The 17,245-nt window shown below is 73.8% G+C and carries 16 protein-coding genes; 4 read left to right on the forward strand and 12 right to left on the reverse strand.

Features of this window, described 5'->3' with window-relative positions; translation table 11 throughout:
• The 5 genes from hutU to ACYVAP_RS11765 all read right to left on the reverse strand — a co-directional run bounded on the left by hutU (nt 1) and on the right by ACYVAP_RS11765 (nt 5,792).
• A complete protein-coding gene (gene hutU, locus ACYVAP_RS11745; protein WP_498860759.1) occupies nt 1-1,758 on the reverse strand; it encodes a urocanate hydratase in 1,758 nt (585 codons plus the stop codon).
• Between the two features lie 117 nt (nt 1,759-1,875).
• On the reverse strand, nt 1,876-2,559 hold the full coding sequence (locus ACYVAP_RS11750) for a DUF6320 domain-containing protein (RefSeq protein WP_498860760.1): 684 nt from the start codon (nt 2,557-2,559) through the stop codon (nt 1,876-1,878).
• Nucleotides 2,556-4,010: a condensation domain-containing protein gene (locus ACYVAP_RS11755; protein ID WP_498860761.1), complete on the reverse strand. Its 1,455-nt coding sequence runs from the start codon at nt 4,008-4,010 to the stop codon at nt 2,556-2,558. The genes ACYVAP_RS11750 and ACYVAP_RS11755 overlap by 4 nt, the downstream gene beginning before the upstream one ends.
• Nucleotides 4,007-4,993 (reverse strand): alpha/beta hydrolase, encoded by a 987-nt coding sequence (locus ACYVAP_RS11760; RefSeq protein WP_498860762.1) that lies wholly within the window; start codon nt 4,991-4,993, stop codon nt 4,007-4,009. The genes ACYVAP_RS11755 and ACYVAP_RS11760 overlap by 4 nt, the downstream gene beginning before the upstream one ends.
• Before the next feature lie 25 nt (nt 4,994-5,018).
• On the reverse strand, nt 5,019-5,792 hold the full coding sequence (locus ACYVAP_RS11765; protein ID WP_498860763.1) for an IclR family transcriptional regulator: 774 nt from the start codon (nt 5,790-5,792) through the stop codon (nt 5,019-5,021).
• Between the two features lie 118 nt (nt 5,793-5,910).
• On the opposite strand from ACYVAP_RS11765, the gene ACYVAP_RS11770 reads away from it, so the two are divergent.
• Nucleotides 5,911-6,756 carry an HAD family hydrolase gene (locus tag ACYVAP_RS11770; protein ID WP_498860764.1) on the forward strand — a complete coding sequence of 282 codons (846 nt, stop codon included), beginning with the start codon at nt 5,911-5,913 and terminating at the stop codon, nt 6,754-6,756.
• A gap of 49 nt (nt 6,757-6,805) precedes the next feature.
• Here the strand turns inward: ACYVAP_RS11770 and ACYVAP_RS11775 are convergent, their stop codons facing one another.
• From ACYVAP_RS11775 to sucC, 5 genes are all read right to left on the reverse strand, one after another.
• Nucleotides 6,806-7,633, reverse strand: coding sequence for a hypothetical protein (locus tag ACYVAP_RS11775; protein ID WP_498860765.1), 828 nt, complete (start codon nt 7,631-7,633; stop codon nt 6,806-6,808).
• A 95-nt stretch (nt 7,634-7,728) separates the two neighbouring features.
• Nucleotides 7,729-8,742, reverse strand: coding sequence for a C40 family peptidase (locus tag ACYVAP_RS11780; protein WP_498860766.1), 1,014 nt, complete (start codon nt 8,740-8,742; stop codon nt 7,729-7,731).
• A 186-nt stretch (nt 8,743-8,928) separates the two neighbouring features.
• Complete coding sequence (locus tag ACYVAP_RS11785; protein ID WP_498860767.1) at nt 8,929-9,660, reverse strand: iron dependent repressor, metal binding and dimerization domain protein; 732 nt, start codon at nt 9,658-9,660, stop codon at nt 8,929-8,931.
• Between the two features lie 139 nt (nt 9,661-9,799).
• Complete coding sequence (gene sucD, locus ACYVAP_RS11790) at nt 9,800-10,690, reverse strand: succinate--CoA ligase subunit alpha (RefSeq protein ID WP_264450876.1); 891 nt, start codon at nt 10,688-10,690, stop codon at nt 9,800-9,802.
• Between the two features lie 9 nt (nt 10,691-10,699).
• Nucleotides 10,700-11,866 carry an ADP-forming succinate--CoA ligase subunit beta gene (sucC, locus tag ACYVAP_RS11795; protein WP_264450875.1) on the reverse strand — a complete coding sequence of 389 codons (1,167 nt, stop codon included), beginning with the start codon at nt 11,864-11,866 and terminating at the stop codon, nt 10,700-10,702.
• 189 nt (nt 11,867-12,055) lie between these two features.
• On the opposite strand from sucC, the gene ACYVAP_RS11800 reads away from it, so the two are divergent.
• Nucleotides 12,056-12,319 (forward strand): hypothetical protein, encoded by a 264-nt coding sequence (locus ACYVAP_RS11800; protein WP_498860768.1) that lies wholly within the window; start codon nt 12,056-12,058, stop codon nt 12,317-12,319.
• Between the two features lie 32 nt (nt 12,320-12,351).
• Complete coding sequence (locus ACYVAP_RS11805) at nt 12,352-12,744, forward strand: hypothetical protein (protein WP_259360541.1); 393 nt, start codon at nt 12,352-12,354, stop codon at nt 12,742-12,744.
• A gap of 81 nt (nt 12,745-12,825) precedes the next feature.
• Here ACYVAP_RS11805 and ACYVAP_RS11810 read toward each other — a convergent pair whose 3' ends face one another.
• The gene (locus ACYVAP_RS11810) at nt 12,826-15,603 is read right to left on the reverse strand and encodes an ATP-dependent DNA helicase (protein ID WP_498860769.1); all 2,778 of its coding nucleotides are present in this window, start codon (nt 15,601-15,603) and stop codon (nt 12,826-12,828) included.
• 74 nt (nt 15,604-15,677) lie between these two features.
• Nucleotides 15,678-16,013 (reverse strand): hypothetical protein, encoded by a 336-nt coding sequence (locus tag ACYVAP_RS11815; RefSeq protein WP_498860770.1) that lies wholly within the window; start codon nt 16,011-16,013, stop codon nt 15,678-15,680.
• A 56-nt stretch (nt 16,014-16,069) separates the two neighbouring features.
• Between ACYVAP_RS11815 and ACYVAP_RS11820 the strand changes: the two genes are divergently transcribed.
• Entirely contained in the window at nt 16,070-17,236 is a 1,167-nt protein-coding gene (locus tag ACYVAP_RS11820) for a flippase-like domain-containing protein (protein ID WP_498860771.1), read from the forward strand.
• Nucleotides 17,237-17,245 lie beyond the last annotated feature (9 nt).

Consider the following 17,245-nt stretch of genomic DNA (forward strand, 5'->3'; position numbering starts at 1 on the left):
TCAGGCCCCGGCCTTCGGTGCCTGTCGGGAGGCGGCGCGGGCGGTCGCCTCGCGCTGCGCGGCGGCGGGGTCCCCCGCGTCGCGCACGTGCGGGGGCAGGGGGACGCGCACGCCCCGCTCGTCCGCGACCTCGGCGGCGCGGGAGTAGCCGGCGTCGACGTGGCGGATCACGCCCATGGCGGGGTCGTTGGTGAGCAGCGCGGTGAGCTTCGCGGCGGCGAGGTCGGTGCCGTCGGCGACGCCCACCTGACCGGCGTGGATCGAGCGGCCGATGCCGACGCCGCCGCCGTGGTGGAGGGACACCCAGGTCGCGCCCGAGCTCGCGGCGGTGAGGGCGTTCAGCAGCGGCCAGTCGGCGATCGCGTCGGAGCCGTCGAGCATGCCCTCGGTCTCCCGGTACGGGGAGGCGACGGAGCCGGAGTCGAGGTGGTCGCGGCCGATGACGATCGGCGCGGAGACCTTGCCCTCCTTCACGAGGCGGTTGAAGAGCTGCCCGGCGAGGTGGCGCTCGCCGTAGCCGAGCCAGCAGATGCGGGCGGGGAGCCCCTCGAACTCGACGTACTCGCCGGCCGCGTCGAGCCAGCGGTGCAGGTGCTCGTTCTCGGGGAAGAGCTCCTTGAGCGCGGCATCGGTGACGGCGATGTCCTGCGGGTCGCCGGAGAGGGCGACCCAGCGGAACGGGCCGAGACCCTCGCAGAACAGCGGGCGGATGTAGGCGGGCACGAAGCCCGGGAAGGCGAAGGCGCGCTCGCAGCCGGCAGTGCGGGCCTCGTCGCGGATCGAGTTGCCGTAGTCGAAGACCTCGGCGCCCTCGTCCTGGAAGTCGACCATGGCCTGGACCTGGCGGGCCATGGACTCGCGGGACTTCTTGGTGAAGCCCTCCGGGTCCGCGGCGGCCTCGGCCTGCCAGGTGCCCACCTCGTGCTCGAGCGGGAGGTAGGAGAGCGGGTCGTGCGCGGAGGTCTGGTCGGTGACGACGTCGATCCGCAGGTCCCCCGCGCGGTGGCGCTCGAGCAGCGCGGGGAAGACCTCGGCGGCGTTGCCGACGATCCCGATGGAGACGGCGCGCCCCTCGTCGCGGGCGGCGCGGGCGCGGGCGACGGCGTCGTCGAGATCCTCCGCGATCTCGGTGAGATAGCGCTTGGCGACGCGGCGCTCGAGGCGCGAGCGGTCGACGTCGGCGATGAGGCACACGCCCCCGTTGAGGGTCACGGCGAGGGGCTGCGCGCCGCCCATGCCGCCGCAGCCGCCGGTGAGGGTGATCGTCCCGGCGAGGGTGCCGCCGAAGCGGGCGCGGGCGACAGCCGCGAAGGTCTCGTAGGTGCCCTGGAGGATGCCCTGGGTCGCGATGTAGATCCAGGAGCCGGCGGTCATCTGCCCGTACATGAGCAGGCCCTCCCCCTCGAGGCGGCGGAACTCGGGCCAGGTCGCCCAGTCCGGGACGAGGTGCGAGTTCGCGAGGAGCACGCGCGGCGCCCAGGGGTTGGTGCGCAGCACGCCCACCGGCTTGCCGGACTGCACGAGCAGGGTCTCGTCCTCCTCGAGGTCCTGCAGGGTCGCGACGATCGCGTCGAAGGCCTCCCAGCTGCGGGCGGCGCGGCCGGTGCCGCCGTAGACGACGAGGTCGTCGGGACGCTCGGCGACCTCGGGGTCGAGGTTGTTCATGAGCATCCGCAGCGGGGCCTCGGTCTGCCAGGACTTCGCGGTGAGATCGGTGCCGCGCGGTGCGCGGACGGGGCGTGCGCCGGGGAGGGACATCGGGGCTCCTGCTGCAGGGTGGGGATCGGGGTGAGATCCAGGACACCATCCGCACCCCCGGCCGTCGAGGGCCCCCGAGCAGTCGCTGTCCGGGATACCGGACAGTTCACACGCCTGTCACAGATGGAGCCTCCTGGAGAGCTCGCGGAGGACCTCCCGGCCCCGCGAGACGGTGATCTGCGCGAGCGCGAGCGCGGCGCACAGCAGCGAGGGAAGCGGCGTCGTCACCCACCCCAGGACCAGGAAGACCAGCGGGACCAGGCCCAGCGCGATCGTGAGCGCCGCGTACAGGACGTGGTCACCCGGCTCCAGGCGCAGCACCCGGACCAGCACGAGCACCGCGATGATCGAGCTGCCGCAGACGATCGGCACGGTGTAGGTCACCGACCAGGCGTGCCAGCCGGTGAGGTAGTCCCAGTACGCGCTCACGAGCCCCACGAGCACCACGAGATAGGCCGTCGCCCGGGCGAGGTTGCGCCGCTCCCGCAGCGCGATGAGGACGAGCAGCCAGGTCGTCGCGAGCCCCAGCCAGGAGGCGCGCAGCCAGCCCCAGCCGGACTCGGTGTGCGGCAGCAGCAGCTGCAGCGCGAAGGAGGCGATCACCATCACCAACGAGACCAGCAGCAGCACCCGCAGCACGCGCCGTCCCGAGTAGCGCAGCGCGACGACGGGGAACGGCTCCGCGGGACGGGGCGAGCCGGGGCCGGTCCCGTCCGTGAGCGGCTCGAGCTCCGTGCCGCACAGCGGGCAGCGAGCCCAGCTCCCCTCGACCCGGGCCTCGCACCCGCGGCAGCGGCTCACGCGCCCGCCTCGGCGAGCTCGTGCTCGGTCACGCGCGTCGCTGCGACGGAGACCTCGACGCCGCGCGCGACGAGCAGCCGCACCACCTCCCGCACGTGGTCCGTGCGCACGAACGGCGCGGTGAAGCTCACGGTGAGGACCCCCGCGTGGGAGATCGCACAGAACTGCGGGCGCACCGCGGAGACCTCGAACATCATCCGCCGCACGTGGGCCTCCGCCGGCTCCGGCAGCTGCGCCCGGCCCAGGTTCGAGACGGCGAGCGTGAGGCTGCGGTTCACGCGCGCGTTGACGATGCGCAGCAGCAGGTCCTTGAGCGGGCGGGGCACCAGTCGCGGCACGAGCATCTGCTCGAGGCCGATCAGCCGGCGCAGCCGCGCCGCGAGCGCCTCCGCGCTCACCTGCGGGCGGAACCCCTCCTCGAGGGAGCGGGCGAGCTCGTCGAGGTCCACCTCGACCTCGGGATCCGCCTCGTGGGGCGCATAGGTGTGCTCGAGGCGCACGGTCGCGAAGAAGTTGCGCGGGGAGCGCGAGGGGAAGAACTGCCGCAGGTTCACGGGCACGGAGACCGCGAGCGTGCGGCCCGTGCCGAGGCCGCCGGAGGAGCGGCGCACCCCCTCGAGCAGCAGCGCCGTGAGGTACGAGGAGAGGGACACCCCCGCCGCGCGGGACAGGACGAGCACCTGGTCCGCGGGCATCGACAGCTCGACGGTGCGGGGGCGGAGGTCCGGGGTGAGCTCCCCGTGCACGCGGTGCACGCGCGGGCGGTGGTGGCCGCCGCCGCCCCCGGCGTCGCGACCGGCGCGACCGCCCCGACGGGTCGCCCCGGTGGAGACGAGGGAGGCGAGCTCCTCGGCGGAGCGCAGGGCCGCGGGGGCGGCGTCGCGGGCGAAGCGGGCGGGATCGGGCGCCCGGCCGCGGATCCGGCGGCGCCGGAAGTGGTGGCGGAAGGCGTCGCCCGTGATGCCCCGGTGCTCGGAGGACTCCGCCTCGGTCCCCTCCCCGCTCTCCCGCTCGGCGTCCGTGCCCGGTCCCTCGCCCCGCAGCCGCAGGTAGGCGGCCAGCAGGTCGCCGAGGAACCACAGCGCTCCGGTGCCGTCGACGAGCGCGTGGAAGACCTCGAGGCCCACCCGATCCCCGTGGTGGACCACGCGGAACAGCAGGCCGGGGTGGCCCGGCTCGTAGAGCGGGGCGCAGGGCGGCAGGACGTCGGCCACGACCTGCGGATGCTTGTCGCTGCCCTGCAGGTAGTACCAGAACAGCCCGCGCCGCAGCACCGCCCGGAACAGCGGGTAGCGGTCCACGGTGAGCTCGAGCGCCCGCTGGAGCAGCACCGGATCCACCTCGTGGTCGAGCTCCGCACCGAGACGGAACACCTTGGGATCGCGGGCGCTGCGCGCCGCGAGGAAGATGTTCGAGGCGTTGTCCAGCCGTGCCCAGGCGCGGGTGCTCACCCGGGCGGCCCGTCGTCGAGGAAGGCCGTCATGACGCCGAGCGCCTCACGGGGAGCTCGCGCCCGGCGGGGCAGCGTGATGAAGCCGTGCAGGGCGCCCGCGACCTCGTGCAGGAGCACCCGGTTCCCGGCCGCCTCGAGCGCGGCGGCGTAGGCGGCGCCCTCGTCCGCGAGCAGGTCGAGCTGCGCGGTGATCACGAGCGTGTCCGGCTGCCCCGTGAGATCGGCGCCGTGCAGCGGCGCCACCTCCGGGTCGCGCCTGCGCTCGGGATCGGGGACGTAGAGCTCCAGGTAGTCGCGCACCTCGGCGGAGGTCAGCCGCAGCCCTTCCCCGTAGCGACGCACGGACTCGAAGGCGCTCGTCGCCGGGTCGTGGTCCTCCTGCGTGACCGGGTAGAGCAGGATCTGCCGCCGCGGCACCGCATGGCCCTCGCGGGCGAGCCGCTGGGAGACGACGGCGGCGAGGTTCCCGCCGGCCGAGTCGCCCATGAGCACGAGCGAACGGGCGTCCTCGAGGCCCACCCGCCAGGGCTCCGCGAGGAACATCCGCGCGACCCGGTAGCAGTCCTCGAGGCCGGCCGGGAACGGGTGCTCGGGCGCGAGCCGGTAGTCGACGGAGGCCACGGGGCATCCCAGCGCGTCCGCGATCACGGCGCAGGCGGGTGTGTAGCTCTCGACGTCGCCCGTGACCCAGCCCCCGCCGTGGAGGAAGAGGACCACCTCCTCGCGGCTCCGCTCGCGCGGAAGGAACATCCGGATCGGCACGGGATGGGTGCCCTCGCCGTAGCGGGCGGTGACGTCGATCGGCTGGTACCGCAGTGAGGGGAGCCCGGCGAGCGCGCGCTGCAGGCGGCGCACCTTCGCGTAGTCCTCGCGCATGTTCACGCGGGGCGCGGAGAACAGGCCGAGCAGCCACGACCGCAGCTCCCCCACCGGAGGGCGCTCGGAGCGGGCCCGGGGGCGGGAGCTGTCGGTCGGGTCCATGGGCGCAGGATAGGCGGCGTGCGGCTCAGCCCGCGACGCCCCGCAGCCGCCGGGTGATCTCCGCCGCGGCGCCGCGCACGGCCGCCTCGCAGCGCGCCGCGAGGTCGCCGCCCTCCTGCGGGGCGGGATAGGTGAGGGCGACGGAGGCCGCGGGATACCCGGCGTGGTCACGGACCACCGCCGCGACGGAGGCGAGCTCCGCCGTCACCTCCCCGTGCTCGTGGGCGACGCCCTCGGCGCGCACCCGGGCGAGCAGCTCCCGCAGCTCCCGCGGGGAGGTGGGCCCGGGGGCGTCGGTGCGGGCGGAGAAGTCCGCCTCGCGGCCGTAGAGGGCGCGCAGCTGCGCGGCGGGGAGCAGCGCGAGGATCGCGCGACCGCTCGCCGTGAGGTGCGCGGCGAGCCTCACGTCGATGTCGGTGACGAGGCTCGGGCGCCGCGGCGCGCGCTCCTCGACGACGTAGAGGACGTCGGCCCCGCGCAGGACGGCGAGGTGCCCGGACTCCCCCACCTCGTCGACCATCGTCTCCACGACCCGCCGGCCGATCCTCGCGAGCGGCACCTGGCGCAGGTGGCCGCCGGCCAGCTCGTGCGCCGCCGGCCCGAGCCCGTACAGGCGCTCCTCCCCCAGGTGCACGACGTACCCGTGCTCGGTGAGGGCGGCGAGCAGGTCGTAGGTCCGCGATCGCGGGAGATCGAGGTCCTGCGCGATCCGCGCCGCGGCGACCGGGCCCTGCTGGGTCGCGAGATGCGTGAGGATGCGCAGGGTGGCATCGGCCGCGGGCACTTTGGAATGGGGCATCGGGGCCAGGATGCCATCCCGGGGCCCGACCGGCGCCGCCCAGGCGGGCGAGGTCGCTCCCCCGACCGTGCCCACGACATAGGCTGGGAGCATCCGTCCCGACCGCACCAGGAGCGTCGTGCCCACCACTCCCGCCCCGTCCCACCGCCGCGCCGTCTTCCTCGACTACGACGGGACCCTCGCGGAGCAGGGCGTCGTGCCCGCCGCCCATGTCGAGGCCGTGCGCGCGGTGCGCGAGAACGGCCACGCGGTGCTGCTCAGCACCGGCCGCTGCGCCTCGATCGTCGCCCCCGAGGTGCTCGACCTGCTCGACGGCGCCGTCTGCTCCGCGGGCGCCCACGTGAGGGTGGGAGACGCCCTGCTGCGGGACGAGCGCTACCCGGAGGACCTGGGCCGGCGAGCCGTCGAGGTCCTCACCGCGCACGAGGTCCCCTTCGTGCTCGAGGCCCCCGACGCCCTGTTCTGCACCCCGGCGATGGCCGACTGGATCCGCGACCGCGCCGAGGCGCTCCCGCCCGCCGCAGCCGGCACCGTGGGCGGCGGCACCCTCGACCTGGCGCGCGCCGTGCGGCTCCCCGAGGATCTGACGAGCTGCTCCTTCGCGAAGATCTCGCTGTGGCGCTCCCCCGTGACCGTCGAGCAGCTCGCTGCGGAGATCGGTGAGGAGATCGCCGCGCTGCCCAGCTCGATGAGCCGGGTGGACGGCAGCGCCGGGGAGCTCTTCCTGCGCCACCTCGACAAGGCAGGCGGCGTGCAGCTGGCGGCGGAGCACCTCGGGCTCGGCATGGACGCCACGGTCGGCGCCGGCGACGGGCTGAACGATCTCGGCATGCTGCGGGCCACGGGCACCTCGATCGCGATCGAGGGCGCCCCGGCGTCGGTGCTCGAGGCGGCGGATCTTGTGGTCCCCGGCCCGGAGGAGGCAGGCCTCGCCCTGGCCTTCGAGCGCCTCGGCCTGCTCTGAGGCCCTCCCCGCGACGGAGCCGCGAACGAGCGCCCGGCGCCCGGCGGCCTCAGCGCACCGGACGCCGGCGCAGGCCCAGGAGCACGAGGCCCGCGACGGCGACGAGCGCCCCGGCCCCCATGAGCACGACCGCCTGCGCCGGCAGCTGATCGGCGAAGCGGCCCTCGAAGACCTGCACGAGCGGGCCCAGGAACGCGGCCTGGTCCACGGCATCGGGCACCACCTGCTCGATCCTCGAGGCGAGCAGGCAGTCGAGCGCCCCCGCGGCCGCCGCGGCGATCCCGGCGAGCAGCAGCAGCCCTCGGCGGTGGCCGCCGATCAGCAGGGCGAGCAGCGCCATGCCCAGGGCGATCGGCCCCAGACGCTGCGCCCACGGGTCCAGCACCGTCGCATGGTGGAGGAACGGGACGTCCGGCACCGTGAAGAGCGTGACGGAGGCGCTGTCCGGGCGCGGCAGGGTGATCGGCAGGTGCGTCTCCACCCCGTCGAGGATCGCATCGATCCCGGGGGCGAGGTCGACGTCGACCGGGGCGCCGCCGGGGGTGAACAGCGCGCCGTGCAGCTGGAGCATCGTCTCGTCCCACATGCCGGCGTAGGCGTCGGTCCCGGCGAGCCGCGAGGCCTGGTCCTGGGCGAGCGGGGTCAGCGACTCCTGGATCCAGGAGGGCACGGCGTCATCGGCGAGGAGCTGCTCGACGGCGCTGTCCGTGAGCGTGGTGCGGAAGGCGGGATCGTCCGCGAGCGGCTGCGTCACCGCGAGGAAGCCCTCCTGGTCGACGACGTTCTGCTCGAACCACACGGCGGGCAGCCAGGCCGCCCCGAGCACGAGGGCACCGAGGAGCAGCAGGACGGAGAGCAGGTCGCGGAGGGCGGTCACGGGCCCCACGGTACCGGCGACGCCTGAGGGTCGCCGGACGCACCGCGGCCCCGCACCCGAGGAGGGATGCGGGGCCGCGGCAGGCGGGCCGAGGATCAGCCGATGCGGATGTAGGTCCAGCTGCCGGAGTAGATGTTGCGCTCGGAGGTGTCCACGCGCTTGTTGCCGGCGTCCACGAACTTGCCGTTGCCGGCGTAGATGCCGATGTGGCCGGGCTTGTAGACGAGGTCGCCGGGACGGGCCTCGGAGGCGGAGACCTTCGTGCCCATGGCGGCCTGCGCGCCGGCGCTGTGGGGCAGCTTGACGCCGTGCTGGGCGTAGACCCAGGCGGTGAAGCCCGAGCAGTCCCAGCCGGAGGTCGTCGAACCGCCGTACACGTACGGGACGCCGATGCCGTTGCGAGCGGTCGCGAGGATCGAGGAGCCCTTGCCGGCGGACGGCGCCGGGGTGGAGCTCTCCGACTCCTTCGAGGAGGAGGAGTCGTCCGAGGAGTCGCTGTCCGAGGAGGACGAGGAGGAGGTCGACTTCTTCTTCGTGGAAGACTTCTTCGAGGAGGACTTCTCCGCGTTCGAGGAGGAGGAGCTCGAGGAGTCCTCGTCATCGTCGTCATCGGTCGAGGTGCGCTCGGTGCTGCGCGAGGAGGAGCTCTCCGAGCGGGTCTCCTGCGAGGAGGAGGTGCCCTCCGAGGAGTCGTCGGCGGCCTCGGAGGAGGTGTCCTCCGTGGTGGCCTCCTCGTCGGTGGCCTCGTCCGAGGTGGTGTCGTCCTCGGTCGTGGTCTCCTCGACGACGGGCTCGGGCTCGGGCGGCAGCTCGATCGAGATCGTGCCGGCGGCGGGGGCGAGCGCCGGGGCGACCTCGGCCTCGTCGTCCGCGGCGGCCTGCACGGCGGGGATGCCGACGGCGGGGGCCGTCACCGGGGCGAGGACGACCGCGGCGGCGGCGTCGGCCTGGGGAGCGGAGTCGGACTGCGGATCAGCGAGGGCGGCGGAGGCCCCGCCGAGCATGAGGCCCGCGGTCACGGCGGCACCGGCGGCGGCGCGTCCGGCGCGGACGGCAGGGGTCACCGTGCGCATGGCGCGACGGTGGGTGTTGTTCGCAGTCTTCGACACGTGAGCTCCCGACCCCCGGGGCTCTCGCCCTGCGCACGGATCTCCTCGCTGTCCTGCCCGGTGCGCAGTGGGGGACCCGGGGGACGAGCCGGGCGATCCTCGCCGCGGCACGCGTTCGACCCTAGGGGGACCCCTCCGCCCCTGCGCGCCCGCTGGGCGCTTCTGGGGAAGAGCTTGGAGAACCCTTTACCCGCGGGTGATCACGGTCACACGGAGCTGACCTGCGACGACGAGCGGGACCCCGATCTCGCCCCCGGCCGGCCCGCGCAGCACGAAGCTGTCGGCGACCCGGTCGACGTCCACGACCGCGCCGGGGACGATGCCGTGGTCTGCGAGTTCGCCGAGCTGGCCAGGATCGGACTGCAGGACCTCGCCGATCCGCTCGATGCGCACCTCCGCGCGGGCGCCGTCGGCGACGACGCTCGCGAGGTCCGCGATCGCCTTGGCGCGCTCTTGACCCTCCGGGGTGACCTGCTCCTCGCCGCCCGCGAGGGTGACGCCGAGCTCGCGCAGCCCCGGGATCGGGTTGCCGTAGGGGTCCACGAAGGGCGGGGTGATGCGCTCGGCGATGCGACGCTCCACCTCACGGCTCATGACGTGCTCCCACCGGCACGCCTCCTCGTGGACGAGCGCGTAGTCGAGCCCGATCACGTCCAGCAGGTGCCGCTCGGCGAGCCGGTGGCGTCGCATGACGTCCGTCGCGAGCTCCCGGCCCGCGTCCGTCAGCTGGATCCGGCGGTTCTCGTCGAGGTGCAGCAGGCCGTCCCGCTCCATGCGCGCGACCGTCTGCGAGACGGTGGGCCCCGAATGGCCCAGCCGCTCGGCGATGCGGGCGCGCATCGGCGCGGTGCCCGTCTCGTGGAGCTCGAACACCGTCTTCAGGTACATCTCGGTGGTGTCGATGAGATCGCCGCTCACTCGGTCCCCTCCTTGGTCGTCCGGCAGATCACCCCAGCCTAGTCGTCCGGGCGGACGCCCCGCCCCGACGCGGGCGCGCCCCGGAGCCGTTCGGCTCCGGGGCGCGCCCACCGGCGGCGCCGGTGCGGTGCGGGCTCGCTCAGGCGAGGCCCTTGACGATCTCCCGCATGAGATCGGCGGTCTCGGTGGGGGTCTTGCCCACCTTCACGCCGGCGGCCTCGAGGGCCTCCTTCTTCGCCTGCGCGGTGCCGGCGGAGCCGGAGACGATCGCGCCGGCGTGGCCCATGGTCTTGCCCTCGGGGGCGGTGAAGCCCGCGACGTAGCCGACCACCGGCTTGGACATGTTGTCCTTGATGTACGCGGCCGCGCGCTCCTCGGCGTCGCCGCCGATCTCGCCGATCATCACGACGCCCACGGTGTCGGGATCGTTCTCGAAGGCCTCGAGCGCGTCGATGTGCGTGGTCCCGATGACCGGGTCCCCGCCGATGCCGATCGCGGTCGTGAAGCCGATGTCCGCGAGCTCGTACATCATCTGGTAGGTCAGCGTGCCGGACTTGGAGACCAGGCCCAGCTTGCCGGCGCCCGTGATGTTCGCCGGGGTGATGCCGGCGTTGGACTTCCCGGGGCTGATGAGGCCCGGGCAGTTCGGGCCGATGATGCGGGTGGTGCCCTTGCCCTGCGCGTAGTTGAAGAACTCCGCCGAGTCCTTCACCGGGATGCCCTCGGTGATGACCACGAGCAGCGGGATCGCCGCATCGATGGCCTCGAGCGCCGCGTCCTTGGCGAACTTCGGCGGCACGAAGACGACCGAGACGTTCGCGCCGGTGGCCTCCATGGCCTCGGCCACGGAGCCGAAGACCGGCACCTCGTGGCCGCCGTCGAAGGCGACGGACTGGCCGGCCTTGCGGGGGTTCACGCCGCCCACGATCTGCGTGCCCGAGTCGAGCATGCGCTGGGAGTGCTTCATGCCCTCCGAGCCCGTCATGCCCTGGACGATGACCTTGCTGTTCTCATCGAGGAAGATCGACATGGCGGTCCCTCACTTTCCGGCGGCGAGCTCGGCGACCTTGGCCGCGCCGCCGTCCATGGTGTCGGCCTGGGTGACGAGGGGGTGGGCGAAGTCCGCGAGGATCTTCCGCCCCTCCTCCACGTTGTTGCCGTCGAGGCGCACCACGAGCGGCTTGGTGGCGGCGTCGCCGAGCTTCTGCAGCGCGCCGACGATGCCGTTGGCGACCGCGTCGCAGGCGGTGATGCCGCCGAAGACGTTGACGAACACCGCGGAGACCTGCTCGTCGCCGAGGATGACGTCGAGGCCGTTGGCCATGACCTCCGCGGAGGCGCCGCCGCCGATGTCGAGGAAGTTCGCAGGCTTCACACCGTGCGCCTCACCGGCGTAGGCGACCACGTCGAGGGTCGACATGACCAGGCCGGCGCCGTTGCCGATGATGCCGACCTCGCCGTCGAGCTTCACGTAGTTGAGGTCGAGGGCCTTGGCCTTCGCCTCGAGCGGGTCCTCGGACTTGGTGTCCACGAGGGCGGCGTGGTCCTCGTGGCGGAACCCGGCGTTCTCGTCGAGGGTGACCTTGCCGTCGAGCGCGACGATGTCGCCGGCGCCGGTCTTCACGAGCGGGTTCACCTCGACGAGGGTCGCGTCCTCCTCGCGGTAGACGTCCCAGAGCTTCTGCAGCACGGGGGCGACCTTCGCGCCGGTCTCGGCGTCGAACCGCGCGGCCTCGACGATCTCCTTCGCCTTGGCCTCGTCGATGCCCACGTTCGGGTCCACGGCGACGCGCGCCAGGGCCTCGGGCCGCTCGACGGCGAGCTGCTCGATCTCCATGCCGCCCTCGACGGAGCACATGGCGAGGTAGTTGCGGTTCGCGCGGTCCAGCAGCAGCGAGAAGTAGTACTCCTCGGCGATGTCGGCACCGGCGGCGACCATGACGCGGTGCACGGTGTGGCCCTTGATGTCCATGCCGAGGATCTCGGAGGCCTTCTGCTCCGCCTCCTCGGGGGACTTCGCGACCTTCACGCCGCCTGCCTTGCCACGACCGCCGGTCTTGACCTGGGCCTTGACGACGACGACGGGGGTGCCGAGCTGCTCTGCGGCTGCTCGGGCGGCGGCGGGATCTTCCGCGACGACTCCTCCGAGCACGGGAACCCCGTGCTTCTCGAAGATGTCGCGGGCCTGGTATTCGAACAGGTCCACGGGGTGAGTTTCCTTCCCAGTCGGCAGCGGGCGACCGGCCGCCTTCGGCCTCGGGGCCGCCCCTGTGATCGGTGCCAGCGTAGCCGCTCCACCAGGGGTTCCCGGACGCCTCCGCGGCAGCGTGCCCGCCGTCACAGCGGCCGCGGCTCCCGTGACGCAGGTCCCAGGGTCCACGACTACGATGGCGTGATGAGCCGCTCCTCCCGCAGCCTCTCCCAGCGCATCCGCGAGCACCTCGGTTTCAGCGTGGTCGCGATCCTCGTGCTGTTCGTCCTGCTGCGCCTGCTCGGGGTCCGCTCCACGGTCTCCGGCTTCTTCTTCAGCGTACTCATCACCCTCGCGCTGAACGTCGGCCTGTCCTACTGGTCGGAGCACCGCGCCCGCACCGCGCGGCGGAACCCGCCGGCGCAGGGCGGCGGGGACATCCGCTGGCGCGAGGACGACCGCCGCTGAGCCGCGGCGAGGACGGAGCACGAGGAGACGCGATGGCCGACTGGAAGACCTATGTGAAGGCCGCGCAGAACACGGCCAAGAAGCAGGCGCCCGGGGCGAAGCGCGCCGTGCAGGACTCCGCGGACCGTGCTCGGCGCAGCGCGAACGCGTATGCCACCGTCGCCGGCCGCACCGCGCAGCGCGCGGGGGACCGGGCGAAGGCGGAGGGCCTGGGCGGGAAGATCGCCCGCGCCTTCCGCGACGCGCTGCTGATCGGCGGCTCGCTGCTCGCGATCTGGGGCGTGCTCTACGCCGCCGGGCTGCCCATCCCGTTCACGGCCGTGATCGTCGCGGTGCTGATCATCGTGCTCATCGCCTTCGCGAGCAGCCTCTACGCGAACGTCCGCCGGCAGCGGGAGCGCGCCGCGGATCCCCGCGACCGGTGACGTCCTCCTCCCCCGGCACCGGCGGCGCGCTGCACCACCTCGAGCTGTGGACCGGCGACCTCGCCGCCGCCTCACCGGGGCTCAGAGCTTCGTGAGCGGGGCGTAGCGCAGCAGCAGCCGCTTGGTGCCGTGCGGCGCCTTGAACTGCACCTCGACCTGGGTCTTCTCCCCCTGGCCGGCGACCTCGGAGACCGTGCCCATGCCGAAGGAGTCATGGGTGACCCGGTCCCCCACCGCGAGCTGCGGCAGCGAGGCGGTCGGGGTGGGCGTGCGGCCCGAGCCGAAGCTGCTCGCGCGCCTGACGTCGCTGCGGCCGCCGCCGATCCCGCCGGAGAAGGAGGGCCCGCGACCACCGGATCCGCCCGAGCCCCCGTAGCCGCCGGAGCCGCCCCGGCCCCCGTAGCCGCCGCCGTAGCCGACGCCGCTCAGCGAGGAGCCGGCGCGCGCGACGTCGAGCACCTCGTCGGGGACCTCGTCCAGGAAGCGGCTGGCGGGCATGAACTGCGGGGCGCCCCAGGTCGCCCGCATCTGGGCCCGCGTGAGGTAGAGCTTCTCGCGGGCACGGGTGATGCCCACGTACGCGAGTCTCCGCTCCTCCTCGAGCTCCGTGGGGTCCGAGAGGGTGCGCTGGTGCGGGAAGGTGCCGTCCTCCATGCCGGTGAGGAACACGACCGGGAACTCGAGACCCTTCGCGGTGTGGAGGGTCATGAGGGTGACGAACTGGTCCTCTCCGCCGGGGACCTGGTCGGCGTCCGCCACGAGGGCGACCTTCTCGAGGAAGGCGTCCAGCAGCGTCGCGTCGGGGTCCTCGACGCTCGGCAGGCGCGTGCCCGCCGCGCCGTCCCCCGCCCCCTCGGCGGCCGACGCCGCGTCGGCCCCCGCGGCAGCAGCCCCGCCGGCCGTGGCGGCCCCGGCCCCGTCGGCGCCGTCAGCCGTGACGGTGCCGACGGCTCCGTCGAGCTCCTCGTCCTCCGCCTCGCTCGCGGCGGCGGCCATGGCCTCCTGCTGCGCCTCGAACTCGGCGGCGACGCTGATGAGCTCCGCGAGGTTCTCGAGGCGCGACTCGTCCTGCGGGTCGTCGCTGCCCTGCAGCTCCGCGTAGTACCCGGACTTCGTGAGGATCGCCTCGAGCAGCTCCGCGGGCGTCACGCCCTGCTCGCTCAGCTCCCGCAGCTCGTCGAGCATGACGACGAACAGACGCACGGCGTTCAGGGAGCGCGTGGCGATGCCCGGCGCCTCCTCGGCGCGGCGCAGCGCCTCGCCGAACCCGATCCGCTCCCGCTCGGCGAGCATCGCGACCGCGGCCTCCGCCCGGTCACCGATGCCGCGCTTGGGCACGTTGAGGATGCGGCGCAGGTTGACCTCGTCCTCGGGGTTCGCGAGGACCTGCAGGTAGGCGAGGGCGTCCTTGATCTCGCGGCGCTCGTAGAAGCGCGTCCCGCCCACGACCTTGTACGGCAGGCCCACGCGGATCAGCTGGTCCTCGAGCGCGCGCGACTGGGCGTTGGCGCGGTAGAAGATCGCGACGTCGCCCGCGCGGCGCCCGGCGTCGACGAGGGCGTCGATCTGCCGGCCGATGTAGCGCGCCTCGGAGGCCTCGTCGTCAGCGACGTAGAGGGTGATCTTCTCCCCGGAGCCGTGGTCGGTCCACAGGTTCTTGCGGCGCCGCCCCTCGTTGCCCGCGATGAGCGTGTTCGCCGCGGAGAGGATGTTCTGCGTCGAGCGGTAGTTCTGCTCCAGCACGATCGTGCGCGCGGAGGGGAAGTCCTGCTCGAACTCGACGATGTTGCGGATCGTCGCACCGCGGAACGCGTAGATGGACTGGTCGGAGTCGCCGACGACGGTGAGGTCCGCCCGCGGGTCCTCCCCCACGAGCTCCTGGACGAGCGCGTACTGGGCGGGGTTCGTGTCCTGGTACTCGTCCACCATGAGGTGGCGGAAGCGGCGCCGGTAGCCCTCGCGGATCGCCGGGTTCTCCCGCAGCATCTGCACCGTGAGGCCGATCAGGTCGTCGAAGTCCACCGCGTTCGCCTGGCGGAGGCGCTCGGTGTAGTTCGTGTAGATGCGCGCGAGGGTCTTCTCGAAGGGGTTCTTCGCGGTCTCCGCCTGGTCCGCGAAGTCGATCGGGTCCACGAGCTCGTTCTTGAGCGCGGAGATCCGCGCCGCGATCGCGCGCGGCGCGTTCTTCTTCGTGTCCAGCTCGAGGTCCTTGGAGATCGTGGTGATCAGCCGCAGGGAGTCCGCGCTGTCGTAGATCGTGAAGGAGCTCTTCAGGCCCGCCGCCTGCGCGTCGCGGCGCAGGATCCGCACGCAGGCGCTGTGGAAGGTGGAGACCCACATACCGGCCGACGCGGGGCCCACGAGCTCCGCGACGCGCTCGCGCATCTCCGCGGCGGCCTTGTTCGTGAAGGTGATCGCCAGGATCTCGCCGGGCAGCGCCTCGCCGGAGCGGAGCAGGTGGGCGATGCGCCGGGTGAGGACCCGGGTCTTGCCGGAGCCGGCGCCGGCGACGATCAGCAGCGGCCCGCCGCGGTGCTCGACGGCCTCGCGCTGGGGCCCGTTGAGGTCCTCGACGAGCACGGCGAGGGCGGCGGGGTCGACCTGGCGGCGCGGCGCGGGCACGCGGGCGACTGCCTGCTGCGGCGCGGGCGGGGCCGGGGTCCACGGGGCGTCCCCCGCGAAGGGATCCTCCTCCTCGGGGCCGTCCTCCTCCGGCGGGGCGTCCTCGACGGGCGCCTCCTCCGGCGGGACGTCCGCCTCGGAATCGTCCCGGCGCGCGGGGGCGGCCGGATCCGCACGCACCCCTTCGAGGGTGCGGAAGGAGTCGGGGAGGGAGAGGTCGTCGAAGAGTGAGCTCATGGCCCACCCAGGATAGGCGCGGGCCCCGACGGCGCAGCGCCGACGGGGCCCGGTGTGGACGAGGTCTCCGCGGCTCAGACGAAGACGGCGATGACGATGTTCGCGATGATCGCGACGGGGATGCCGAACCAGACGACGCCGGGCGTCTCGGCACGACGGTTCTTCGCGACGAAGGCGAAGGCGGTCGCGACGAGCGCGAGCAGGAACTTCACGCCGAGCTTGGCCTGGTTCGAGTCACCGCCGACGGACACCAGGATCATCAGCACGAGGCCGAACACGAGGGCACCCGCGGCGGCGTGCGCCATGCCGGGGTTCGGCTCCTTGGTGCGGGCGGCCGCGACCCAGGTGCCGAGGGCCATGGCCCAGCAGATCATGTGCAGGACGACGAACAGGGAGATCAGGAAGGACATGCCCCCAGGGTACGTCCCCTCCCCCTGTTCCCCAGGTCACGTGCGAGAATCGGCAGATGCCCGAGCCCCGCCGCGACGCCGCTCCCCCGCCCTCGCACGAGCCGGCGGATCCGGCCTGGCTGACCGACGAGCAGCTCGCCGCGCAGGCCCCGCGCCTGGGCCGGGGCCGGGTCCTCGCCGCCCTCGCCTCGCTGCTCCTGGTCGCGGCGCTGCTGGGCTGGGCGCTGCCCCGCCTGACCGGCACCACCTGGGCCGAGATCGGCGGTGCGCTGGGCGCCCTGCCCGCCTGGGCGATGCCCGCCGCGGTGCTCGCCGGGGCGCTCGCCCTCGCGCTCGAGGCCCGCACCGTGCAGGTCGCCGTCACCGGCTCCCGCTATCCCGCGGCGCTGCAGGGGCATGCCGCCGCGACCGCGGTCTCCGTGGCCGTGCCCGGCGGCGGGATCATCGGGACCTTCCTGCTGGGTCTCGTGCTCCGCCGGCGCGGCAGCGCCCTGCTCACGATCCTCGTGGGCGTGGTCGCCGCCTCCCTCGTCGAGCTCGTGATCGGCTCCATGCTGATCCCCGTGCTCGGGCTCGGGAGCTACGCGGTCGTCTCGTCGACGGGTGCGGCGTCCGTGGACCTGCCCGGGGGGATCGGCGCGGCGATCGCGACCGTCCTCGTCGCGCTGCTGTGCCTGGGTCTGCTGATGCTCGCGCTGCGCCGCGGGGTGCTGAGCACCCTCCTGGAGCAGGCGGGTCGCCTCACGGACCTCCCGGACCTGCGCGATCCCGCACAGAAGGAGGCCGACGCCGCCCTCGGCCCGGCGGAGCAAGAGGAGTCCCGCCGGGCCGTCTTCCTCGGCACCGTGCTCGAGCAGCGGGACCGGCTCGTCGCCCTGCTCCGGCGTCGCCCCGCGGGCCTGCTGGTCCCCACCCTGCTCGCCCGCGCCGTGCAGCTGCTCTCGCTCTGGCTGGCGCTGCGGGCGGTGGGCGTCGCGCTCCCGCTGCTGCTCGTGCTCATCGTCTACGCCCTGGGGCGGCTGCTCGCCCTGGTCCCGCTCACCCCCGGCGGCACGGGGATCGCGGAGACCGCCGGGGCGGCGCTGCTCGTCGCGATCGGCGTCCCGGCCGCCGCCGCGGCCTCCGCGATGCTGCTGCTCATGGTGACGACGACCCTCGTGCCGATCGCGATCGGCGCGGTCGCCGCGGCGCTGCTGCCCCGGCGGCGCAGCGCCGCCGCCTGAGGGTCGCCT

Source organism: Brachybacterium horti (assembly GCF_054777615.1).